General features: G+C 62.6%; 18 protein-coding genes. 10 read left to right on the forward strand and 8 right to left on the reverse strand.

Going from position 1 to position 16854, the window contains the following annotated elements; all coding sequences use genetic code 11:
• The 9 genes from V6765_RS03210 to V6765_RS03250 are packed head-to-tail and all read left to right on the forward strand — an operon-like array spanning position 1 to position 8741.
• Positions 1-1164 (forward strand): ABC transporter substrate-binding protein, encoded by a 1164-nt coding sequence (locus tag V6765_RS03210; RefSeq protein WP_448426403.1) that lies wholly within the window; start codon positions 1-3, stop codon positions 1162-1164.
• Between the two features lie 51 nt (positions 1165-1215).
• Positions 1216-2394 (forward strand): acyl-CoA dehydrogenase family protein, encoded by a 1179-nt coding sequence (locus tag V6765_RS03215; protein WP_448426404.1) that lies wholly within the window; start codon positions 1216-1218, stop codon positions 2392-2394.
• A gap of 3 nt (positions 2395-2397) precedes the next feature.
• On the forward strand, positions 2398-3492 hold the full coding sequence (locus tag V6765_RS03220) for an acyl-CoA dehydrogenase family protein (protein WP_448426405.1): 1095 nt from the start codon (positions 2398-2400) through the stop codon (positions 3490-3492).
• On the forward strand, positions 3489-4277 hold the full coding sequence (locus V6765_RS03225) for an enoyl-CoA hydratase-related protein (protein WP_448426406.1): 789 nt from the start codon (positions 3489-3491) through the stop codon (positions 4275-4277). Before V6765_RS03220 ends, V6765_RS03225 begins: the two co-directional genes overlap by 4 nt.
• On the forward strand, positions 4274-5443 hold the full coding sequence (locus V6765_RS03230; RefSeq protein ID WP_448426407.1) for a thiolase domain-containing protein: 1170 nt from the start codon (positions 4274-4276) through the stop codon (positions 5441-5443). Before V6765_RS03225 ends, V6765_RS03230 begins: the two co-directional genes overlap by 4 nt.
• Positions 5444-5446: 3 nt before the next feature.
• Entirely contained in the window at positions 5447-5839 is a 393-nt protein-coding gene (locus V6765_RS03235; protein ID WP_448426408.1) for a Zn-ribbon domain-containing OB-fold protein, read from the forward strand.
• Positions 5836-7407, forward strand: a complete 1572-nt coding sequence (locus V6765_RS03240) for a long-chain-fatty-acid--CoA ligase (protein ID WP_448426409.1) — start codon at positions 5836-5838, stop codon at positions 7405-7407. Before V6765_RS03235 ends, V6765_RS03240 begins: the two co-directional genes overlap by 4 nt.
• 10 nt (positions 7408-7417) lie before the next feature.
• Positions 7418-7867 (forward strand): MaoC family dehydratase, encoded by a 450-nt coding sequence (locus tag V6765_RS03245; protein ID WP_448426410.1) that lies wholly within the window; start codon positions 7418-7420, stop codon positions 7865-7867.
• Positions 7860-8741, forward strand: coding sequence for an enoyl-CoA hydratase-related protein (locus tag V6765_RS03250; RefSeq protein WP_448426412.1), 882 nt, complete (start codon positions 7860-7862; stop codon positions 8739-8741). Before V6765_RS03245 ends, V6765_RS03250 begins: the two co-directional genes overlap by 8 nt.
• An 83-nt stretch (positions 8742-8824) precedes the next feature.
• On the opposite strand, the gene V6765_RS03255 is transcribed toward V6765_RS03250, so the two are convergent.
• From V6765_RS03255 to V6765_RS03290, 8 genes are all read right to left on the reverse strand, one after another.
• Positions 8825-9955: a CaiB/BaiF CoA transferase family protein gene (locus tag V6765_RS03255; protein ID WP_448426413.1), complete on the reverse strand. Its 1131-nt coding sequence runs from the start codon at positions 9953-9955 to the stop codon at positions 8825-8827.
• A gap of 191 nt (positions 9956-10146) precedes the next feature.
• A complete protein-coding gene (locus tag V6765_RS03260) occupies positions 10147-11226 on the reverse strand; it encodes a TRAP transporter substrate-binding protein (protein ID WP_448426415.1) in 1080 nt (359 codons plus the stop codon).
• Between the two features lie 172 nt (positions 11227-11398).
• Positions 11399-12181, reverse strand: a complete 783-nt coding sequence (locus tag V6765_RS03265) for an SDR family NAD(P)-dependent oxidoreductase (RefSeq protein ID WP_448426417.1) — start codon at positions 12179-12181, stop codon at positions 11399-11401.
• Complete coding sequence (locus tag V6765_RS03270) at positions 12181-13050, reverse strand: fumarylacetoacetate hydrolase family protein (RefSeq protein ID WP_448426418.1); 870 nt, start codon at positions 13048-13050, stop codon at positions 12181-12183. The genes V6765_RS03265 and V6765_RS03270 overlap by 1 nt, the downstream gene beginning before the upstream one ends.
• Before the next feature lie 6 nt (positions 13051-13056).
• Positions 13057-13632, reverse strand: coding sequence for a biotin transporter BioY (locus V6765_RS03275; protein WP_448426420.1), 576 nt, complete (start codon positions 13630-13632; stop codon positions 13057-13059).
• Positions 13633-13652: 20 nt separating this feature from the next.
• Positions 13653-14075 (reverse strand): cupin domain-containing protein, encoded by a 423-nt coding sequence (locus tag V6765_RS03280; protein ID WP_448426421.1) that lies wholly within the window; start codon positions 14073-14075, stop codon positions 13653-13655.
• A gap of 17 nt (positions 14076-14092) precedes the next feature.
• On the reverse strand, positions 14093-15220 hold the full coding sequence (locus V6765_RS03285; RefSeq protein WP_448426423.1) for an alkene reductase: 1128 nt from the start codon (positions 15218-15220) through the stop codon (positions 14093-14095).
• Entirely contained in the window at positions 15213-15602 is a 390-nt protein-coding gene (locus tag V6765_RS03290; RefSeq protein WP_448426424.1) for an EthD domain-containing protein, read from the reverse strand. The genes V6765_RS03285 and V6765_RS03290 overlap by 8 nt, the downstream gene beginning before the upstream one ends.
• An 86-nt stretch (positions 15603-15688) precedes the next feature.
• Here V6765_RS03290 and V6765_RS03295 point away from each other — a divergent pair, with 86 nt between their 5' ends.
• Positions 15689-16849: an acyl-CoA dehydrogenase family protein gene (locus V6765_RS03295; RefSeq protein WP_448426425.1), complete on the forward strand. Its 1161-nt coding sequence runs from the start codon at positions 15689-15691 to the stop codon at positions 16847-16849.
• The last annotated feature ends 5 nt before the right edge of the window (positions 16850-16854 follow it).

The following is a 16854-nucleotide window of genomic DNA, read 5'->3' on the forward strand; positions in this document are numbered from 1 at the left end:
ATGAAGAGGACATCATTTCTCGCAGCCGGTTTCGCGGCGGCGCTGATATCCGGGCCGGCAATCGGCCAGGAGGTCCGAGGCATCACCGACGATACGATCCGCCTCGGCACGCATCTCGATCTCAGCGGGCCGACGGCGAATTTCGGCGTGCCCGCCTCGAACTCGCTGCGCATGGCCGCCGAAAAGATCAATGAAAACGGCGGCATCAACGGTCGCGAGATCGAAATCATCATCGAGGACAATCAGTACCAGGTGCCCCGCGCGGTGCAGGCCGTCAACAAGTTGATCTACCGCGACGACATCTTCGCGATGATCGGCGCGCTCGGCACTTCAATGAACAATGCGGCGATGCCGATCCAGAAAAAGGAAGGGGTTCCGAACCTGTTTCCGACAGGGCAGGCCCGGTCGCTCTGGGAGCCGCTTAGCCCGCTGAATTTCGCCGCCACTTCGAGCTATTACGACCAGATCCGGTCCGGGCTGAAATATCTCGTCGACAATGAAGGCATCGACAAGGTCTGCGCGCTTTATCAGAGCAATGACTTCGGAGAGGAGGTCTTTGCAGGCATTGAAGATCAGGCCGAGGCAAGCGGCGTCGAGATCGTGGCGACGGCGACATACAAGCCGACGGACAATGATTTCACGAGCCAGCTGCTGCAGCTGAAATCATCGGGTTGCGGGGTTCTCGCATTGGGTTCGCTCGGCCGGGATTCCATCCTGATCTACACGGCGGCGCGTCAGAATGGGCTCGACATACCGGTTGTCGGGGTATCTGCCAGTTATGACCCGACCATCGCCGCAGCGCCGGGAACCGACGGCCTCTATGCGGTGATCCCGACCGTGGTGCCGAGCGATGAAGACGCCAGCCCGGAAGCGAAGGCTTTCATGGAGGAATTCGCCTCCCGATACGGCACTGATATCAACGCAACCGCCATCAACGCGATCAATGCCCTGAACGTGACCGCTCTGGCGCTCGAGAACGCGGGCCGGGACATCACCCTGGACAAGTTCCTCGCCGCTCTGGAAGATGTGAAGGACTATCAGTCATATTGGGGCACGCCGCCGATGAGCTTCAGCGCGGAAAGCCATCAGGGCACGAAGTCTTCCTATCTCTACCAGATTCAGGATGGGGACTACGTCGAGATTTCCGATTCCGTCGAATACTGATCGCGAGCCGCGCGATCTTGTGGCCGCGCGGCTTTTCCAATGGAGTGCGTCATGTCCATCATCAACACGCCGGAAAACCTTGCCTTTCGCGAAGAGGTCCGGTCGTTCATCCGAGACAATCTGCCCGCCGAGCTTTCCAACCACGCGCGGTATCATTCGCATAGCCCGAAGGAACACGTGGTCCGCTGGCACAAGATTTTGCATGCGCGCGGTTGGGGTGCACCGAGCTGGCCGAAGGAGTTCGGCGGAACGGGATGGTCCGCGGCCAAGCGGTATATCTTCGAGGAGGAGGCCGCCGCATCCGACGCGCCGGCACTCTCGCCATTCGGACTGGGGATGATCGGGCCGGTCCTCTACACCTTCGGGACGGACGAGCAGAAGGAAAGATTTCTTCCCCGTATCCTGTCGATGGACGACATCTGGTGCCAGGGCTTTTCCGAACCGGGCGCCGGATCGGATCTCGCCTCCCTCAAGACCAGAGCAACGCGCGAGGGCGACGATTTCATCGTGAACGGCAGCAAGATCTGGACAAGCGACGCGCACCGCGCCGACTGGATGTTCTGCCTTGTGCGCACCAATCCGGAAGGAAAGCCGCAGGCCGGCATCTCCATGCTGCTGATCGACATGAAGAGCCCCGGCGCGACGGTCCGTCCGATTATCGGTCTGGATGGCGGCCACAGTCTCAACGAGGTGTTCCTTGACTCCGTCCGGGTTCCCGCGGCGAACCTCGTCGGCGAGGAGAACAAGGGCTGGACCTATGCCAAGTTCCTGCTCGCGCACGAACGCGTACTCACCGCCGATGTCGGACGATCAAAGCGCAGGCTGGCGATTCTCAAGGAGGTTCTTGCCGAAGAAACGACCGGGCCGACAGACCCATATCTTTGGCGCAAGGTCGCCGCTCTGGAGATCCAGCTTCTGGCACTGGAAAGCCTTGCGCTCGAAACGGTTGAACGCGAACACCTCGCAGAGCATATCGCTGCCGAACCGAGCATTCTGAAACTACGCGGCTCCAATCTGCTGCAGGCCATCCTCGAACTGACGGTGGATGCGCTGGGTTATGATGCCATCCCGTTCGATCCCGACGCTGCTTCCGGCCACGACACGCCCGCCTTTCCCACATACGCGGCCGGTCTGCTGGAGGAATATTTCTATCGCCGGGCGGCGACCGTTTATGGCGGTTCGAACGAGACCCAGAAGAACATCGTATCGAAACTGATACTGAACGGGTAAGCTATGATCTTTCATCTTCTGAACGAAGAGCAAACCATCCTGGCATCGAGCCTCGATGGCTGGTTCAGGGCCAATATCCCGCCCGTCACCGAACGCCAGCCAGGCACGATCGTCTCGCAAGCGGCCTTTGCCGAACTGGGTTTGCTGGGCCTTCTGGTGCCCGAGCGCCATGGCGGCCTCGAAGCCTCAGGCGTGGAGCTTGCCGTGGTCGGCGGGCTGCTCGGCCGACACCTTGTCGCCGCCCCCTTTCTTCCGACGGCCATTCTCGCGGCCGGACTGATCAATGCATGCGGCGACGAGAAGCAGAAATCGGACTGGTTGCCGCCACTGGTCGCGGGCGAACAGGCATGGTCGGCGGCGCTCTACGAACGCGGCCAGGGCTATGATTGCGCCGCGCCTGAGACCAAGGTTCGGGAGCATAAGGGGCAACTTGTTCTCAACGGATCGAAGATCGGCCTGGAGGGCGACATCCGCGGCCAGAACTTCATCGTTTCGGCACGCGACGAAAAAGGCGAGATGGGGCTCTACGTTGTCGATGCCGATGCCTGCGCGATCGACGTCGCGGACGGGGTTGATGGCGCGTCGATCTCGGCCGTACGCTTCAACAACGTCCCGGTCCTTGGAAAGCTGGCTGCTTCGGGCGATGTCCCTGCCGCGCTCGAAAACGTCATCGACCACTGCCTCGTCTTCACAAGCGCGGAGGCCGTCGGGGCCATGGGCTACGCCTATGAAGCCACGCTGGAATACATCCAGAACCGCAAACAGTTTGGGCAGCGGCTCAGCGACTTTCAGGTGCTGCGGCACAGGGCGGTCGAGATGAAGATGGAGCTGGACCTTGCCAGCGCCATGGTCGCCAGCGCGGCGCGCGAACTGAGCGGGCCATATTCGCGGCGCTATGCGGTGGCCGCAAAGGCGACGACCGGTCGTGCCGGCCGGTTCGTGGGGCAGGAGGCGCTGCAGCTTCATGGCGGCATGGGCATGACCCATGAAATGGCCGTCGGCCGGTATCTGAAGCGTCTCATTGCGCTCGACGCATCCTTCGGAAACGCCGTCTTCCAGGAACGGCAGTTCGAGAACTTCAGCCGGGGTCTCAAATGACCGGTGCCCTTGTGAAGCTTGAGATGAAGGGCAGCATCGCGGTTCTGAGGCTGAACGCTCCGGATCGCCTGAACGCCCTTTCGCTCGATCTTCTGACGGAACTGCGGAGCGTTTTGCGCGCGACGGCGGAAGACGCCGATGTTCGTTGCCTTGTCGTCACCGGCGAGGGCCGGGGCTTCTGTGCGGGCGCGGATCTCAACGAGGCAGGCAGCGATCCCGACCAGTCCGTGCTTGAGACCGTCTATCACCCGATCCTGCGGCGGCTTCGCGATTTTCCCGTTCCAATCGTCGCGGCGGTCAATGGTCCGGCCGTTGGGGCCGGCATGTCGCTCGCCCTCATGGCCGACATTCTGATCGCTTCGGAAAACGCCTATTTTCAGCAGGCTTTCCGCAATATCGGGCTTGTGCCCGATTGCGGCGCCACCTGGCTGCTGCCGCGCGCCATCGGACGCCCGCGCGCCAATCTGATGTCGCTCACCGGCGAGCGGGTTCCGGCGACGACGGCGCTCGGCTGGGGAATGGCGGCGGAGGTCGTCGCGCACGACAACCTGCTGCCGCGGGCCATCGAGATCGCGAATATGATCGCTTCCGGGCCTTCGAACGCCCTTCGCCGGACACGTGAACTCTACTGGCGAACCTACGATACATGCTTCGAGGAGCAGATCGCTCTCGAAGATCTGATGCAACGGGAAGCCGTTGCTTCCGGGGACTTCCGGGAAGGCGTCGAGGCCTTCATCAACAAGCGTCCCCCCAGCTTCCTTCCAAGAAGTGGTACCATGAGATGAAACTTTCCGATTCCGGCTACATTGTCGGCGCCTATGAGCACCCGATACGAAAGGCCGATACTCAGACAATCGCGCAACTCCACGCCGAAGTCGCGCGCGGCGCGCTGGAAGATGCGGGGCTGACAATCCAGGACATTGACGGTTACGCCTGCGCCGGCGATGCGCCGGGGCTCGGTCCGCTGTCGATGGTCGAGTATCTCGGCATCAATCCGCGCTATGTCGACACGACCGAGACCGGCGGCTCATCCTACCTCATCCAGGTCGCCCACATGGCCCGCGCGATCGCGGCCGGCAAATGCACGATCGGCCTGATAACCCAGGCCGGCAAGCCCCGCACGGGCATTGCGCCGGCTGCCGAAGGACGGTTTGGATCGGACCCCGAAACCCCGGACGTTCCCTACGAACTTCCCTTCAGGCCCACGATCGCCAATATCTACGGCATGTGCGCCAACCGGCACATGCATGAGTTCGGCACCACCAGCGAGCAGCTAGCCTGGATCAAGGTCGCCGCGTCGCAGCATGCGCAACACAATCCGCATGCTATGCTGCCGAAGCCCGTGACCGTGGAAGAGGTCCTGGCATCGCCGATCATCGCCGACCCGCTCCACCGTCTGGATTGCTGTGTTGTCAGCGATGGCGGAGGCGCGGTGATCGTCGCATCGGCGGAGGTGGCGAAAAGCCTCAAGCGGCCGCTGGTGCGGGTGAAGGGCTCGGGCGAAGCGGTCAAGCACCTGTCGAACGGCAAGGTCGACCTGACCTTTTCCGGCGGCGTCCGTTCGGGCGCGGAAGCCTATGCGGAGGCCGGGGTCACGGCGGCCGACATCAAATACGCCTCCATCTATGACAGCTTCACCATCACGGTTCTCATCACGCTTGAGGATCTCGGCTTCTGCGCAAAGGGCGAAGGCGGACGCTTCGTGGCCGATGGCGGGCTCATCTCCGGCACGGGGAGGCTGCCGGTGAACACCGATGGCGGCGGGCTCTGCAACAATCATCCCGCCAATCGGGGCGGCATGATCAAGATCCTCGAAGCCGTTCGGCAGTTGCGCGGCGAGGCGCATCCCGCCGTCCAGGTGAGCAATTGCGATCTGGCGCTGGCCCACGGGACCGGGGGATATCTCGGCACTCGTCACGGCAGCGCGACGCTGGTTCTGGAAAGGGTATGAGCGATGACCGACACCATGCTTCAACCTGACCGCGACACTCCGCCCTACTGGAGGTCCGAATCCGGATCGTTGATCATCCGGGTCTGCGACGATTGCGGTTCTGCAAACTATTATCCGCGACCGCACTGCGCGGCGTGTTTCGGCACCAATCAATCCTGGCGGGAATGTAGCGGGGCCGGGCATATCTATGCCGTGAGCGTTACCCGCCGCGGCGCCGAACCCTATGCGATCGCCTTCGTGACCCTCGACGAAGGGCCGCGTCTGCTGACCAATATCGTCGATTGCGATCTCGATGCTTTGCGCATCGATCAAAAGGTACAGCTCACCTTCCGGGAGCTTGCGGGCGGTCTGGCGCCTTGCTTCACACCGGTGGAAGAGCAGGGAGGCAAATCATGAGATCGGCGCCCTCTTACGACATCCGCGAGGTCGCGGACATCGTCCGCCATTTCGGCAAGGTGAAACCCAAGGCGCCGGCGGTCAGCTTTGGCGAAACGACGCATTCCTACACGAAGCTCGACCATGAAACCAGCAGGCTCGCCCAGGCGCTTCTGGCGAAAGGATTTCGCGCCGGAGACAGAATTGCCTATCTCGGCAAGAATACCGATTTCTTCACCCAGCTCTATTTTGCCTGCGCCAAGTCGCAGGTGACGCTGGTGCCGCTCAACTGGCGGCTGACGGCATTCGAGCTCCAGCAAATCCTCGCTGACAGTGGCGCGAAGCTGCTGTTTCACACGCCGGAATATGCTGCCACGTCGCGCGAGTTGCAGGGTCTGATCGACGGTCTCGACCTTGTGGCGCTTTCTGCCGACGATGATCCAGGGACGATAACAGAGTGGGTCGGCGACAGCCCCGACACCGATCCCCGACTTGCCGTCGACGGTTCGGCGATTGTGATACAGATCTACACGTCCGGAACCACGGGCAGGCCGAAGGGCGTCCAGCTCTCCAACGACAATATCGTGGCATCCCTGAAATCCGGCGATGCCGGCGCTTACGGGCCCTGGTCCGACAATGAGACGGCCCTGATGTGTCTGCCGTTCTTCCATGTGGGCGGGGCGCAATCCGGTCTCCATATCCTGCATCACGGCGGGCATATGGTGATCGTGGCCGACGCCCACCCGGACACCATCTTCGATGCGTTTGAAAAATGGCCCCTGAACCGGATGGGCGTCGTGCCCTCGGTGCTGCAATTCTGCCTCGAACACGAACGCTGCGCCAAGATGGACTTCTCCAGGCTCCGCACAATCACCTATGGCGGCTCGCCGATTTCCGAAAGTGTGTTCCGGCGCGCGAAGGCGGTTTTCGGGTGCGACCTGATCCAGCTCTTCGCCATGACGGAAACCGCTTCCGTCGGCACGGTCCTGTCGACGGAGGATTTCGAGACCGGCTCCACAGAGCGGCAGCGCTCCGTCGGCCGGGCTGCGCCGCTGATGGACGTCAAGATCGTTCGCGAGGACGGTACCGATGCCGGCCCCCGCGAAATCGGCGAGATTGTCGTCAGGGGCGCGCCCGTTTTTGCAGGCTACTGGGGAATGGAGGAAGAGACCCGCCACGCCAAGCGCGGCGGCTGGTTCCACACCGGCGATGCCGGCTACGCGGACGAAGAGGGCTTTCTCTACGTCCATGACCGGATCAAGGACATGGTCGTGACGGGCGGCGAGAACGTCTTCCCCGCCGAGGTCGAGAACGTTCTGGCGGATTGTCCCGGCGTCAGCGACGTCGCCGTGATCGGGGTTCCGGACGAGCGCTGGGGAGAGGCCGTCAAGGCGATCGTCGTCAAGGCCCCTGATTCCCAGTTGTCGCAGGCGGACCTGCTCGCCTTCGCCCGCAAGCGTCTGGCCGGCTACAAGATTCCGAAAAGCATCGATTTTGCCGACGCGCTTCCGCGAAACGCCGCAGGCAAGATCCTGAAGCGCGTCCTACGCGAGCCCTACTGGGCGAACAATTCACGACAGGTCAATTGAAGGTATCAAGATGCAGCATTTTTCGTCCCCCCGGGAATTGGTCAATCTGGCCGGAACCACGTTCGAGCCAAGCGAATGGATGACGATCACGCAGGAAACCATCGACGCTTTCGCGCAGGCAACCGGCGATCGCCAATGGATTCATGTCGATGTCGAACGCGCCAAGCGGGAGGCCCCGGGCGGCAAGACGATCGCCCACGGCTACCTTCTGATGTCCCTTCTCGGCACGCTGATGCCGCAGATACTGGAGGTGAAATCCGACCGCATCCTGAACTACGGTTCGAACAAGACGCGCTTCCTCGCCGCCGTGCCCGTGGACAGTCGCGTGAGGCTGGTGCTGTCCCTGAAGGAGACCGAGGAAACCCCGGCAGGGCTGAGGGTGACATATGGCGTGACCTTCGAACTGGAGGGCGCACCAAAACCCGCCATGATCTCGGAAATTCTGTTCGTCTATGGCTGAGAGCGACCGAAAGGGCGACGGATTGGTCGTCCTCAAGCGTGATGGCGATATCGGCATCCTCGTCTTGAACCGACCCGAGAAGCTGAACGCCGTCACGCGGGCCATGACCCTCCGTCTGATCGAAACGGTCGACAGCGCAGATCGTGACGACGGCATCCGCGCCATCGTCATCACCGGCGCCGGACTCGCCTTCTGTGCCGGCGCCGATCTCAGTGGTTCGGCGCCATTCTTCGATGCCGCGCATAGCCCAGATAGCGCATTCGATCCGGATGCGGACCGCGATCTCGGCGGCGTTTTCACCATGCGTCTTGTGGAATGCCGGAAACCGGTGATCGCCGCGATCAATGGTGCGGCCATCGGCTTTGGCGCGACGCTGGTTCTGCCGGCGGATGCGCGGTTTTGCAGCGACGATGCAAAGTTCGCCTATCCCTTCACGCGCCGCGGCATCGTTCCCGACGGCGCGGCCAACTGGTTCCTGCCCAGGGCGGTGGGCATGGCAACGGCATTGGATTGGTGCCTCTCCGGAAGGAGCATTTCTTCGGCGGAAGCGCTCGAAAAGGGATTGGTGCGCGCCGTTCTTCCGAAAGAGCAGGCCGTTTCAGCCGCAATAGAGTACGCGCGCGCTCTGACTGCGGAAACCGCTCCGGTTTCGGTGGCGCTGACCAGGCGTCTTCTATGGACACAGTCAATGTCCGCGACCCCCATGGCCGCGCATCTTGAAGAGAGCCGGCTGCTCAAGGCGCTGTCGCGCTCGTCGGACGCCAGGGAGGGCGTTGAAAGTTTTCTGCAAAAGCGCGCTCCCGACTTCCAGGACCGGGTCTCCGAGAAGCTCCCCGACCTTATGCCCTCGAAAGACTATAGCAATTCCAGGTGAAGTAGACACCGGTTCACCGTCCGGAAATGCGTAAAAGCAAAGAGATAGAACCTTTCCGCGTTTCCGTGAAATGTGGAAAGGTTCTAGTCGTCCTTCGGCCCGGACTGGAGGAGCAGGCTGTTCTGCTCGCCGAGCTTCGGCGCGTGCAGGCTTTCGGATGATACCGATAGCGCGCTGTCGATCGGAACCGTCGTGCCTGTGAGGGTGCGGCCGTCGCGGGTTACCACCTTGCGATCGAATGTTCCCGTCGCGGCGAAATGCTGGTCCGCCATCGCTTCTTCCATGTTGCGGACTTTCGCGCAGCAACAATCCGCGCCGAGCAGGCTGTCCCAGTGATCCGCCGGTGCCTGCGCTATGATTGCGGCGACCGCGGACCGCGTCCGCTCGGGATCCTGCGCGTCATCCCTGTATTCCTCGGGGATTTTGATCAATTCACAGAACCGCTGCCAGAAACGGTCCTCAATCGGCGCGGCGGCGAGATAACGACCGTCGCCCGCCTCATAGATGGCGTAGCGCGGCGACCCGCCCGTCAACAGCGCGTCGGAAGGGGCGGGCGGCTTTCCGTGGAAAGCGGTCTCGCCCACGGCCCAGTATTGCAGCGCGAACAGGTTGCGGGTCATGGAAATGTCGAGATGGCAGCCGTCGCCGGTTTTCTCCTTCTTGCGCAGGGCCAGAAGGATGTTCATGACCGCCGGATAGCTACCGCCTGCGATGTCGGCAATGGTGACCTGGGGCACCGTGGGCCGGCCGGAGCGGTCGCCCGACAGGGAAAGCAGGCCCGTCTCCGCGCAGTAATTGAGGTCGTGACCGGCCTTCATGCACGCCGGACCGGTTTGCCCGTAGCCGGTGATCGAACAGTAGACGATGCCCGGGTTGACCGCGCGGATCGCGTCGTAGCCGAACCCCAGTCTTTCCATCACGCCGGGCCGGAACTGCTCGATCAGCACATCCGCTTCGGCGAGCAGGGGTTCCAGCATTTCGAAAGCGCGCGGGTCCTTGAGGTCGACACAGACCGATTTCTTGCCGCGATTGAGCATGGCGAAGCTCAGACTTTCCTCGCCTGAGAAAGGCGGAATCATGCGCAGTTCATCGCCGGTGCCGGGTCGTTCGACCTTGACGACATCGGCGCCGGCTTCCGACAGGATGAGGCTTGCCATGGGGCCCGGCAGATGAAAACTGAAGTCGATTACCTTGACGTCTTCAAGTGGGTGCATGACATTTCCCTTTTGACCAGTGCCACCAGCTATTTCCCTGCGCGACCGCACTGCGCCTGTTGGCAGTGAGACCGGCAGGGGATTCATTCGGTCAGGGAACGCGCGCGCTTGGCGGGGCAAACGCGTTCCCTTGCGTTTCGTGAACATTGACGTCGCCGCCCTGTTCACTCCTGTGCAGTTTCAGCGGCCGATCACGGCAGGAAGTTTTCGATCGGATCGTTCTTCCAGATCGTCAGGACTTCCTCGTCCGAAAGGTCACCGTATTCCGCCGAAAGTGCGGCGAGGGAGGAAAGCACCTCGTCCACCGACGGATCCTGCAAGTCCTTGTTCTTCTCGCGGAACTCGCCGATCATCGGATCCAGCCGGCGGCGGATCTCGGCCCTGTCCTCTGCTGACGGTTCGACAATGGTCACGCCTTCCGCTGCCATCTTCTCGAGCCCTTCGGATGTGAGTTGTTCGTACATCTCCGCCATGTTGATCATGGCATTGTTGCCGGCCTCCTTGAAGACATTCTGCAGGTCCTCGGGAAGGCCATCATACATGTCCTTGCGCATGCCGATGGCGACGAAAACCCGCGCGGCGCGTGTTCTGTAGAGATGCTGGGCCTGTTCGTGAAGGTTGTAGGCCTCCATATCGCCGGGCGCCAGGAACGCGCCGTCGACAACCCCGCTCTGCAGTGCGGAATAGGCATCGGCGACCGAAATGTTGACCGGAACCGCGCCGAGGCGCGTGACGATCTCGGTGGCGGTCGTTCCGGCCGCGCGGATCTTGAGGCCCTTCAGGTCTTCCAGCGTGTTGATCGGCACATCGGCGAGTATGTCGTAAGTCGCCGTTGTGCCGGCGAAGGCCAGGTAGATGCCCATCTTTTCATATTCCGGGCGCATGTAGTCGGCGTATTCTTCGTTCACGACCCGGCCGGCGGCGATATTGCTGTCCGGGAGGACGTAGGGCAGATCCATGGCATGGATCAGTTGAAAGCTCGAGGCCATGTAAACGGGGTAGGCAGGAGCGACATCGACGATCCCGGACGCCAGCGCCTTGAAGCCCTCGGTCACATGGTGCAGAACGCCGTTCGGATATCTGTCCACCTTGATGCGTCCGTCGCTCAGGGTCTCCAGGTCCCGGGCGTAAGGCTCATAGACGCTCTGCCATGCCAGCGTGGTATCGGGATTGTTGTAGGACAGTTTTATCGTGACCTCCTCAGCCATGACCTGACCCGACATCATGAAAATAGCGGAAGCGATCGCTGCCGTTTTAAGCTTACCTATCATGTGCTTATGTCTCCTCTACAGTCTGCACAGTTTCATTGACACGTCAGAAACCCGTTATCCGCGTCGGCCCGCCTGCAACGCCCGCCGTCCCAGCCGGCAAGGCCATCGATGGGGCACCTCGCCACCGCGGGAGGCGCTTGAAATCACCGTCCTGTCCGGCAGCGGAACCCGGTCAACATGCGGTGTGGCCGCCATCCACCGCCAGCGCCGCGCCGTTCAGATAGGAGGCGCGGTCGGACAGCATCCACAGCGCCTGAATTGCAATCTCCTCAGGTTCTGCCAGCCGGCGCAGCGGAATTCTGGCGCTCAGCGCCGCGCGGGCGGCAGGCGGGACATGCGCGATGAGGGGCGTGTCGGTATAGCCGGGACACAGGGCGTTGATCCTTATCCCCGAAGGCCCGTAATCGACCGCCGCGGCCCTGGTCAAACCGATCACCCCGTGTTTCGCCGCCACATAGGCCCCGGCATTGGGAAAGGCCATCAGCCCGGCAACCGAGGCCATGTTGACGATCGCGCCGCCCGCCTTCATGACCCTGAGCTCCTCCTGCATCGAACGCCACACGCCCGTCAGGTTGATGTCGAGCATCCGGCTCCAGGCTTCCGGCGCGATTTCGCCGATCTTTTGTCCAGCCGACCCCACAGCGCCGACGCCGATGCCGGCGGCGTTCACCGCGCCGTCAAGACGGCCGGCCGCCGCCATCACATGCGCAATCATCGCGGAAATCGTGGAGGCATCCGAAAGGTCCACCCGCAGCGCCTCCGCAGCGCCGCCCTCCGCCTCGATCTCGACCTGGGCGGCACGCGCGCCGGCGAGGTCAAGGTCGGCGATGAAGACCCGCGCCCCTTCCCGCGCGGCCAGGATCGCGGCGGCCCGGCCGATCCCGGATGCGGCCCCTGTGATCAGGATCACCTTGCCGGCGAGAAGCGGTCCGGCTCCCTTTTCGCGCGCGCTCATCACCAGACCGCGTCCTGCAAGGGCGCTTCGGCCTCCACCGGATTGCGCAGCACGCCAATGCCGTCGATCTCGACCTCGACGATATCGCCGGGTTTCATCCAGACCGGGGGATCGCGGAAGGCGCCGACCCCGCCGGTGGTGCCGGTGATGATGACGTCTCCCGGTTCCAGGGCGCAGAAATATGACATGTAGGAGACCAGATGGCCGACGTCGAAGATGAGATCGTCGAGCTGGCCGTCCTGCATCACCGCGCCATTCAGCCGCGTCACGATCTTCTGCGGGCCGACGGTGCCGAACGCTTCGCGCGTCACCATCCAGGGGCCGAAGGCGCCGGTTGAGGGGAAGTTCTTGCCGGGCGTGAACTGCGTCGTGTGGCGCTGCCAGTCCCGGATGCTGCCATCATTATAGCAGCTGTATCCGGCAACGGCGGCAAGCGCTGCCTCCGGGGGCGCGTAACGCAGATGCGACCCGATGATGACGGCAAGCTCGCCCTCGAAATCCAGTTTCTCGGAGACGACCGGACGGATGATCGGCTGGTCGTGTCCCGTCTGGGACTGCGCGAACCGCGTGAAGATCATCGGCTTTTCGGGCAGGGCGCGCCCGGTTTCCTTGAGGTGGCTGGCGTAGTTCACGCCCACGCAGAAAATCTTGGCCGGATCGGGAATGACGGGCAGAAAGACGATATTTGCCAGAGCGGCCGTTGTCGGGGCGGTTTCCGCCCCGGCCGCGATGTCCTGCCAATTGTCCAGTCCCAGAAAGGTCTTCAGGGACGGGGCATGGGAGGAAAGGCTGACGACGCCCTGACCATCGGCGGTCAGCACGCCGAAGTCGGGGGCCTCGTCAGCCGTTTTGTAGCTCAGCAGTCGCATCGCGGCTCACGCCTTTCTGTGGTCGTAAAAGCGCATGGCCTGAACATAGACCAGCGCCGCGATGCCGGCCTTGATGAGATCGCCTGGCAGGAACGGGTAGAACCCGGCGTCCAGCAGCGTTCTGTCATAGCCGATAAGCGCGCCCAGCCAGGCAAGGCCGGGAAGATACACGATGGCCCCGGCGGCAAGCGCCACGACCAGCGCGGACCAGTAGCGCCTGAGGCGGAGCCTTCGTGACAGTAGGCCCGCGGTCGCCGCCGCCAGCACGAAGCCGACGAGATAGCCCCCGGTTGGCCCCATCATGTAAGCCAGCCCGATCCCGCGTTCAGGCGCGTTGGCAAAGACCGGAAGCCCGAACGCGCCCTCGACGAGGTAGAAGAGGACCGAGAGCGACCCGAGAACCGGGCCGAAGGCAAAGCCGATGCCAATGGCGACAAGCGTCTGAAGCGACACGGGCACCGGGTAGAAGGGCACCTGGTACTTGGCCGCAAGGGTCATCAGGATGGAGCCGAGAACGACGGCGCCGAAGGATCGGGCGAGCGTGCCGGGCAGGCTTTGCGAGAGTGGAGTGGCGTTCTGCATGGTGATCTCCAGGGACGCGGTCAGGACCGGCGGTAGCCTTCAAGCTGTTCGTCCGGCACATCCGGAAGGTTTTCGACCAGATTGTCGGGGGTGCGGCAGGTCAGCCAGATCAGCTCTTCCGTGGTGCTCATATTGACCTCGACATGAGGCATGAACGGCGGAACGAAGACGAAATCGCCCTCGTACATGTCGGTATATTCCTTGTAGTCCTCGCCGAAATAGATCCGGCCATGACCCTTCAGCACATAGCCGCCCGTCTCGCACTCCTTGTGGTGATGCGGCGGCGAGCGGTGACCCGGTTCGTTGGAAACCTTGCCGAACCAGATCTTGGTGGCGGGGGTGTGTTGCGGGCTGACCCCCGAGACCCGCACGCAGTCATCCGACTGCGCGGTTCTCTTGTCCTCGGCTCCAGCCCGCGTGACGATTGGCACTACCTTTTCCATCGCATTACTCCTCTGCGTCAGGTGTTGGCATCTGCTTTCGCGGAAAGCATGCGGGGATAATCGACATATCCTTTCGCTCCGCGGGTGTAGAAAGTCGACCGGTCGTATTCGGCAAGCGCGACGCCCGCCTTCAGGCGTTCGACAAGGTCGGGGTTCGAGATATAGGGGCGCCCGAAGGCGATCATGTCGGCGCGGTTCGTGCGGATGGCATCTTGCGCGCGGGCGTGGTCGTAGTCGGCGCAGGCGATGATCGGGCCCGAAAACGCCGCCCGCGCGATGGCGAGGACGTCCGGCGCTTCGGCTTCGCCGGCCACGCGCCGGCTTCCATCGCCGGAAATCGAAGGCTCGATGATGTGGAGATAGGCTAGCCCCTGATTTTCGATCAGCCCCAGCACATCGCGGAATACGCCCATGGGGTCGCTGTGGCGGATGCCGTTGAAATCGCCAAACGGCGACAGACGGATGCCGATCCGGGAAAGGTCGCCCGCTCTGGCGCGGATGGCGTCTAGGATATCGGAGAAGAACTTGAGCCTGGCTTGCCGCGAGCCGCCATAAGCATCGGTGCGCTGATTGGCTTCGTCGGACAGGAATTGTTCGATGATGTAGCCATTGGCGCAGTGCAGTTCGACCAGATCAAAGCCCGCTTCGAGTGCTGCGAATGCGGCCGTTGCGAAATCCTCGATCGTTTGCGCAATGTCCACGGCGGTCATCGGCCGTGGCGTTGCGATATCCTCGACCCCGCTCTTGGTGAAAATCTTGAAGGCCGGCGCCACCGCTGACGGCCCGAGCGCTTCCAGACCGAGCGGGTTGTTGCGCTTCGAGAAGACCCGCCCGACATGCCAGAGCTGCGCGCAGATATGCCCGCCCGCCGCATGGACCGCATCGGTTACGGCACGCCATGCCGCACGCTGCTCGGCCGACCAGATGCCCGGCGTGAACGGATAGCCATGGGCCTGCGGGCTGATGGCGATGGCCTCGGTGATGACCAGCCCCGCCGACGCCCGCTGCGCATAATATTCGGCGGCAAGCGGGCTGACATTTCCCTCGAAATCCGCGCGGCTGCGGGTCATCGGCGCCATCGCGATCCGGTTCTTCAGTTCGATGCCGCCGATTGTGACGGGACCGAACAGGTCGCGTTCATCCATGGGTAATCTCTCCGTCTATGACCACATGTTCAGCCCCGATCCAGGGCATCCACTCCGTCCGTTCGGCGAACCGCTTCTCGTCCTCCAGAAGCTGGCGGTAGCATTCGCGCGCCTCCTCGTCGGTGAAGGACCATTCCAGGTCTTCCCGGCTTTGCCAGTAGAGTTCGGCCATGCCGAACGGGTATTGCGCCGGCTGGTTTCTGGAGGCGGCCATCACGCCCACGAGCCTGTGCGGCGTTCGCAGGGTCTGGACGTAGCGCGCCAGCCGAAGCTTTTGGGAAAAGCGACGCACCATGCCCCCGTGATCGTCCATCCATCTGGAGCGAACAATATTGGGAGCCAGATCCTTTCTTGCGAATATGCTGTATGTAATCTTGATCATCGCTTCCTCCTCACGTATAAAAACAAACAGCCGTTCTTTTGTCAAACAGATAATCATGCCTGAGAATAGGCGCCAAGGAGGTCGAAATGCTGCCGCAACTCATAAACGTCACACCCGAACAGGAAATGCTGCGCGAGGCCCTGGAGGGAACGATCGATCGCGTCTCTCCGGTCTCCAAGGTTCAGCGGCTCGACAATGCCAAGACCTTCGACACGGATCTGCATGCCGCCCTCGCCGAACTGGGCATAATGGGCATCGGCATACCGGAAGAAATGGAGGGCAGCGGCGGCGGTGTCGTGGAACAGGCCATCGTGCTTGAGGTGCTCGGGCGCAAAGCAACGTCGATGGCGGTCTTCATGGTCGTGCATTACATGATCACGCGCATCATCAAGGAAAACGGCAGCGATGCGCAGAAGGCGGAATATCTGGCGCCGCTGCTCAAGGGGCAGACCAAGGCCTCCTTCTGCCTGACCGAAGCCGGCGGCGGCACAGATATTCTAGCCTCGATGAAGACCAAGGCCGTGCGCGACGGCGACGACTGGCTGATTTCCGGCAACAAGATGTGGATCAGCGGCGCTTCGACCAGCGACATCATGGTCGTCCTTGCCCGCACAGGAGAGCATCGGAGCCGGGGCCTGTCCATGTTCCTCGTTCCCACGTGCGCCGAAGGCGTCTCGGCCACGGAGCTGAGCACGATGGCGATCAATGGCTACGACACCAATGCGCTGTCGCTCGACAATGTCCGCGTGCCGGGCGATGCCATCCTCGGTCAGCTCGACAACGGGTTTCCGCAGGTGGTCGCGACGCTCAACGGCGAAAGAATCAACGCGGCCGCGGTGGCCGTCGGCATCGGACGCGGCGCGATCGAGGTCACGCGCGACTATGCCGCCGACCGTCAGGCCTTCGGGCGGCCGATCGGCCAGTTCCAGGCCGTCCAGCACCAGTTGGCGGTGGCGGGCATCGCCATCGAATCCGCCTGGTCAATGGTGATGGAAGCCGCCCGCCGCGATGAGGCCGGCGAGGCGACGGACGTGCTGAGCTCGATGGCGAAATGGGCGTCGGCCCGTGCCGCCGTGGACTGCACCGATACCGGGATGGAGATTTTCGCGGGCGCCGGCTTCGACATGGACCTGCCGATTCAGCGCTATTATCGCGACGTCCGGCTCTATTCCTTCGCGCCGCTCAACCAGAACATGTCGCTGAACATGATCGCCGAACGCTGGCTCGGTTTCCCCCGCTCGTTCTGACGCCA

It is taken from the genome of Martelella sp. FOR1707, from assembly GCF_053484265.1.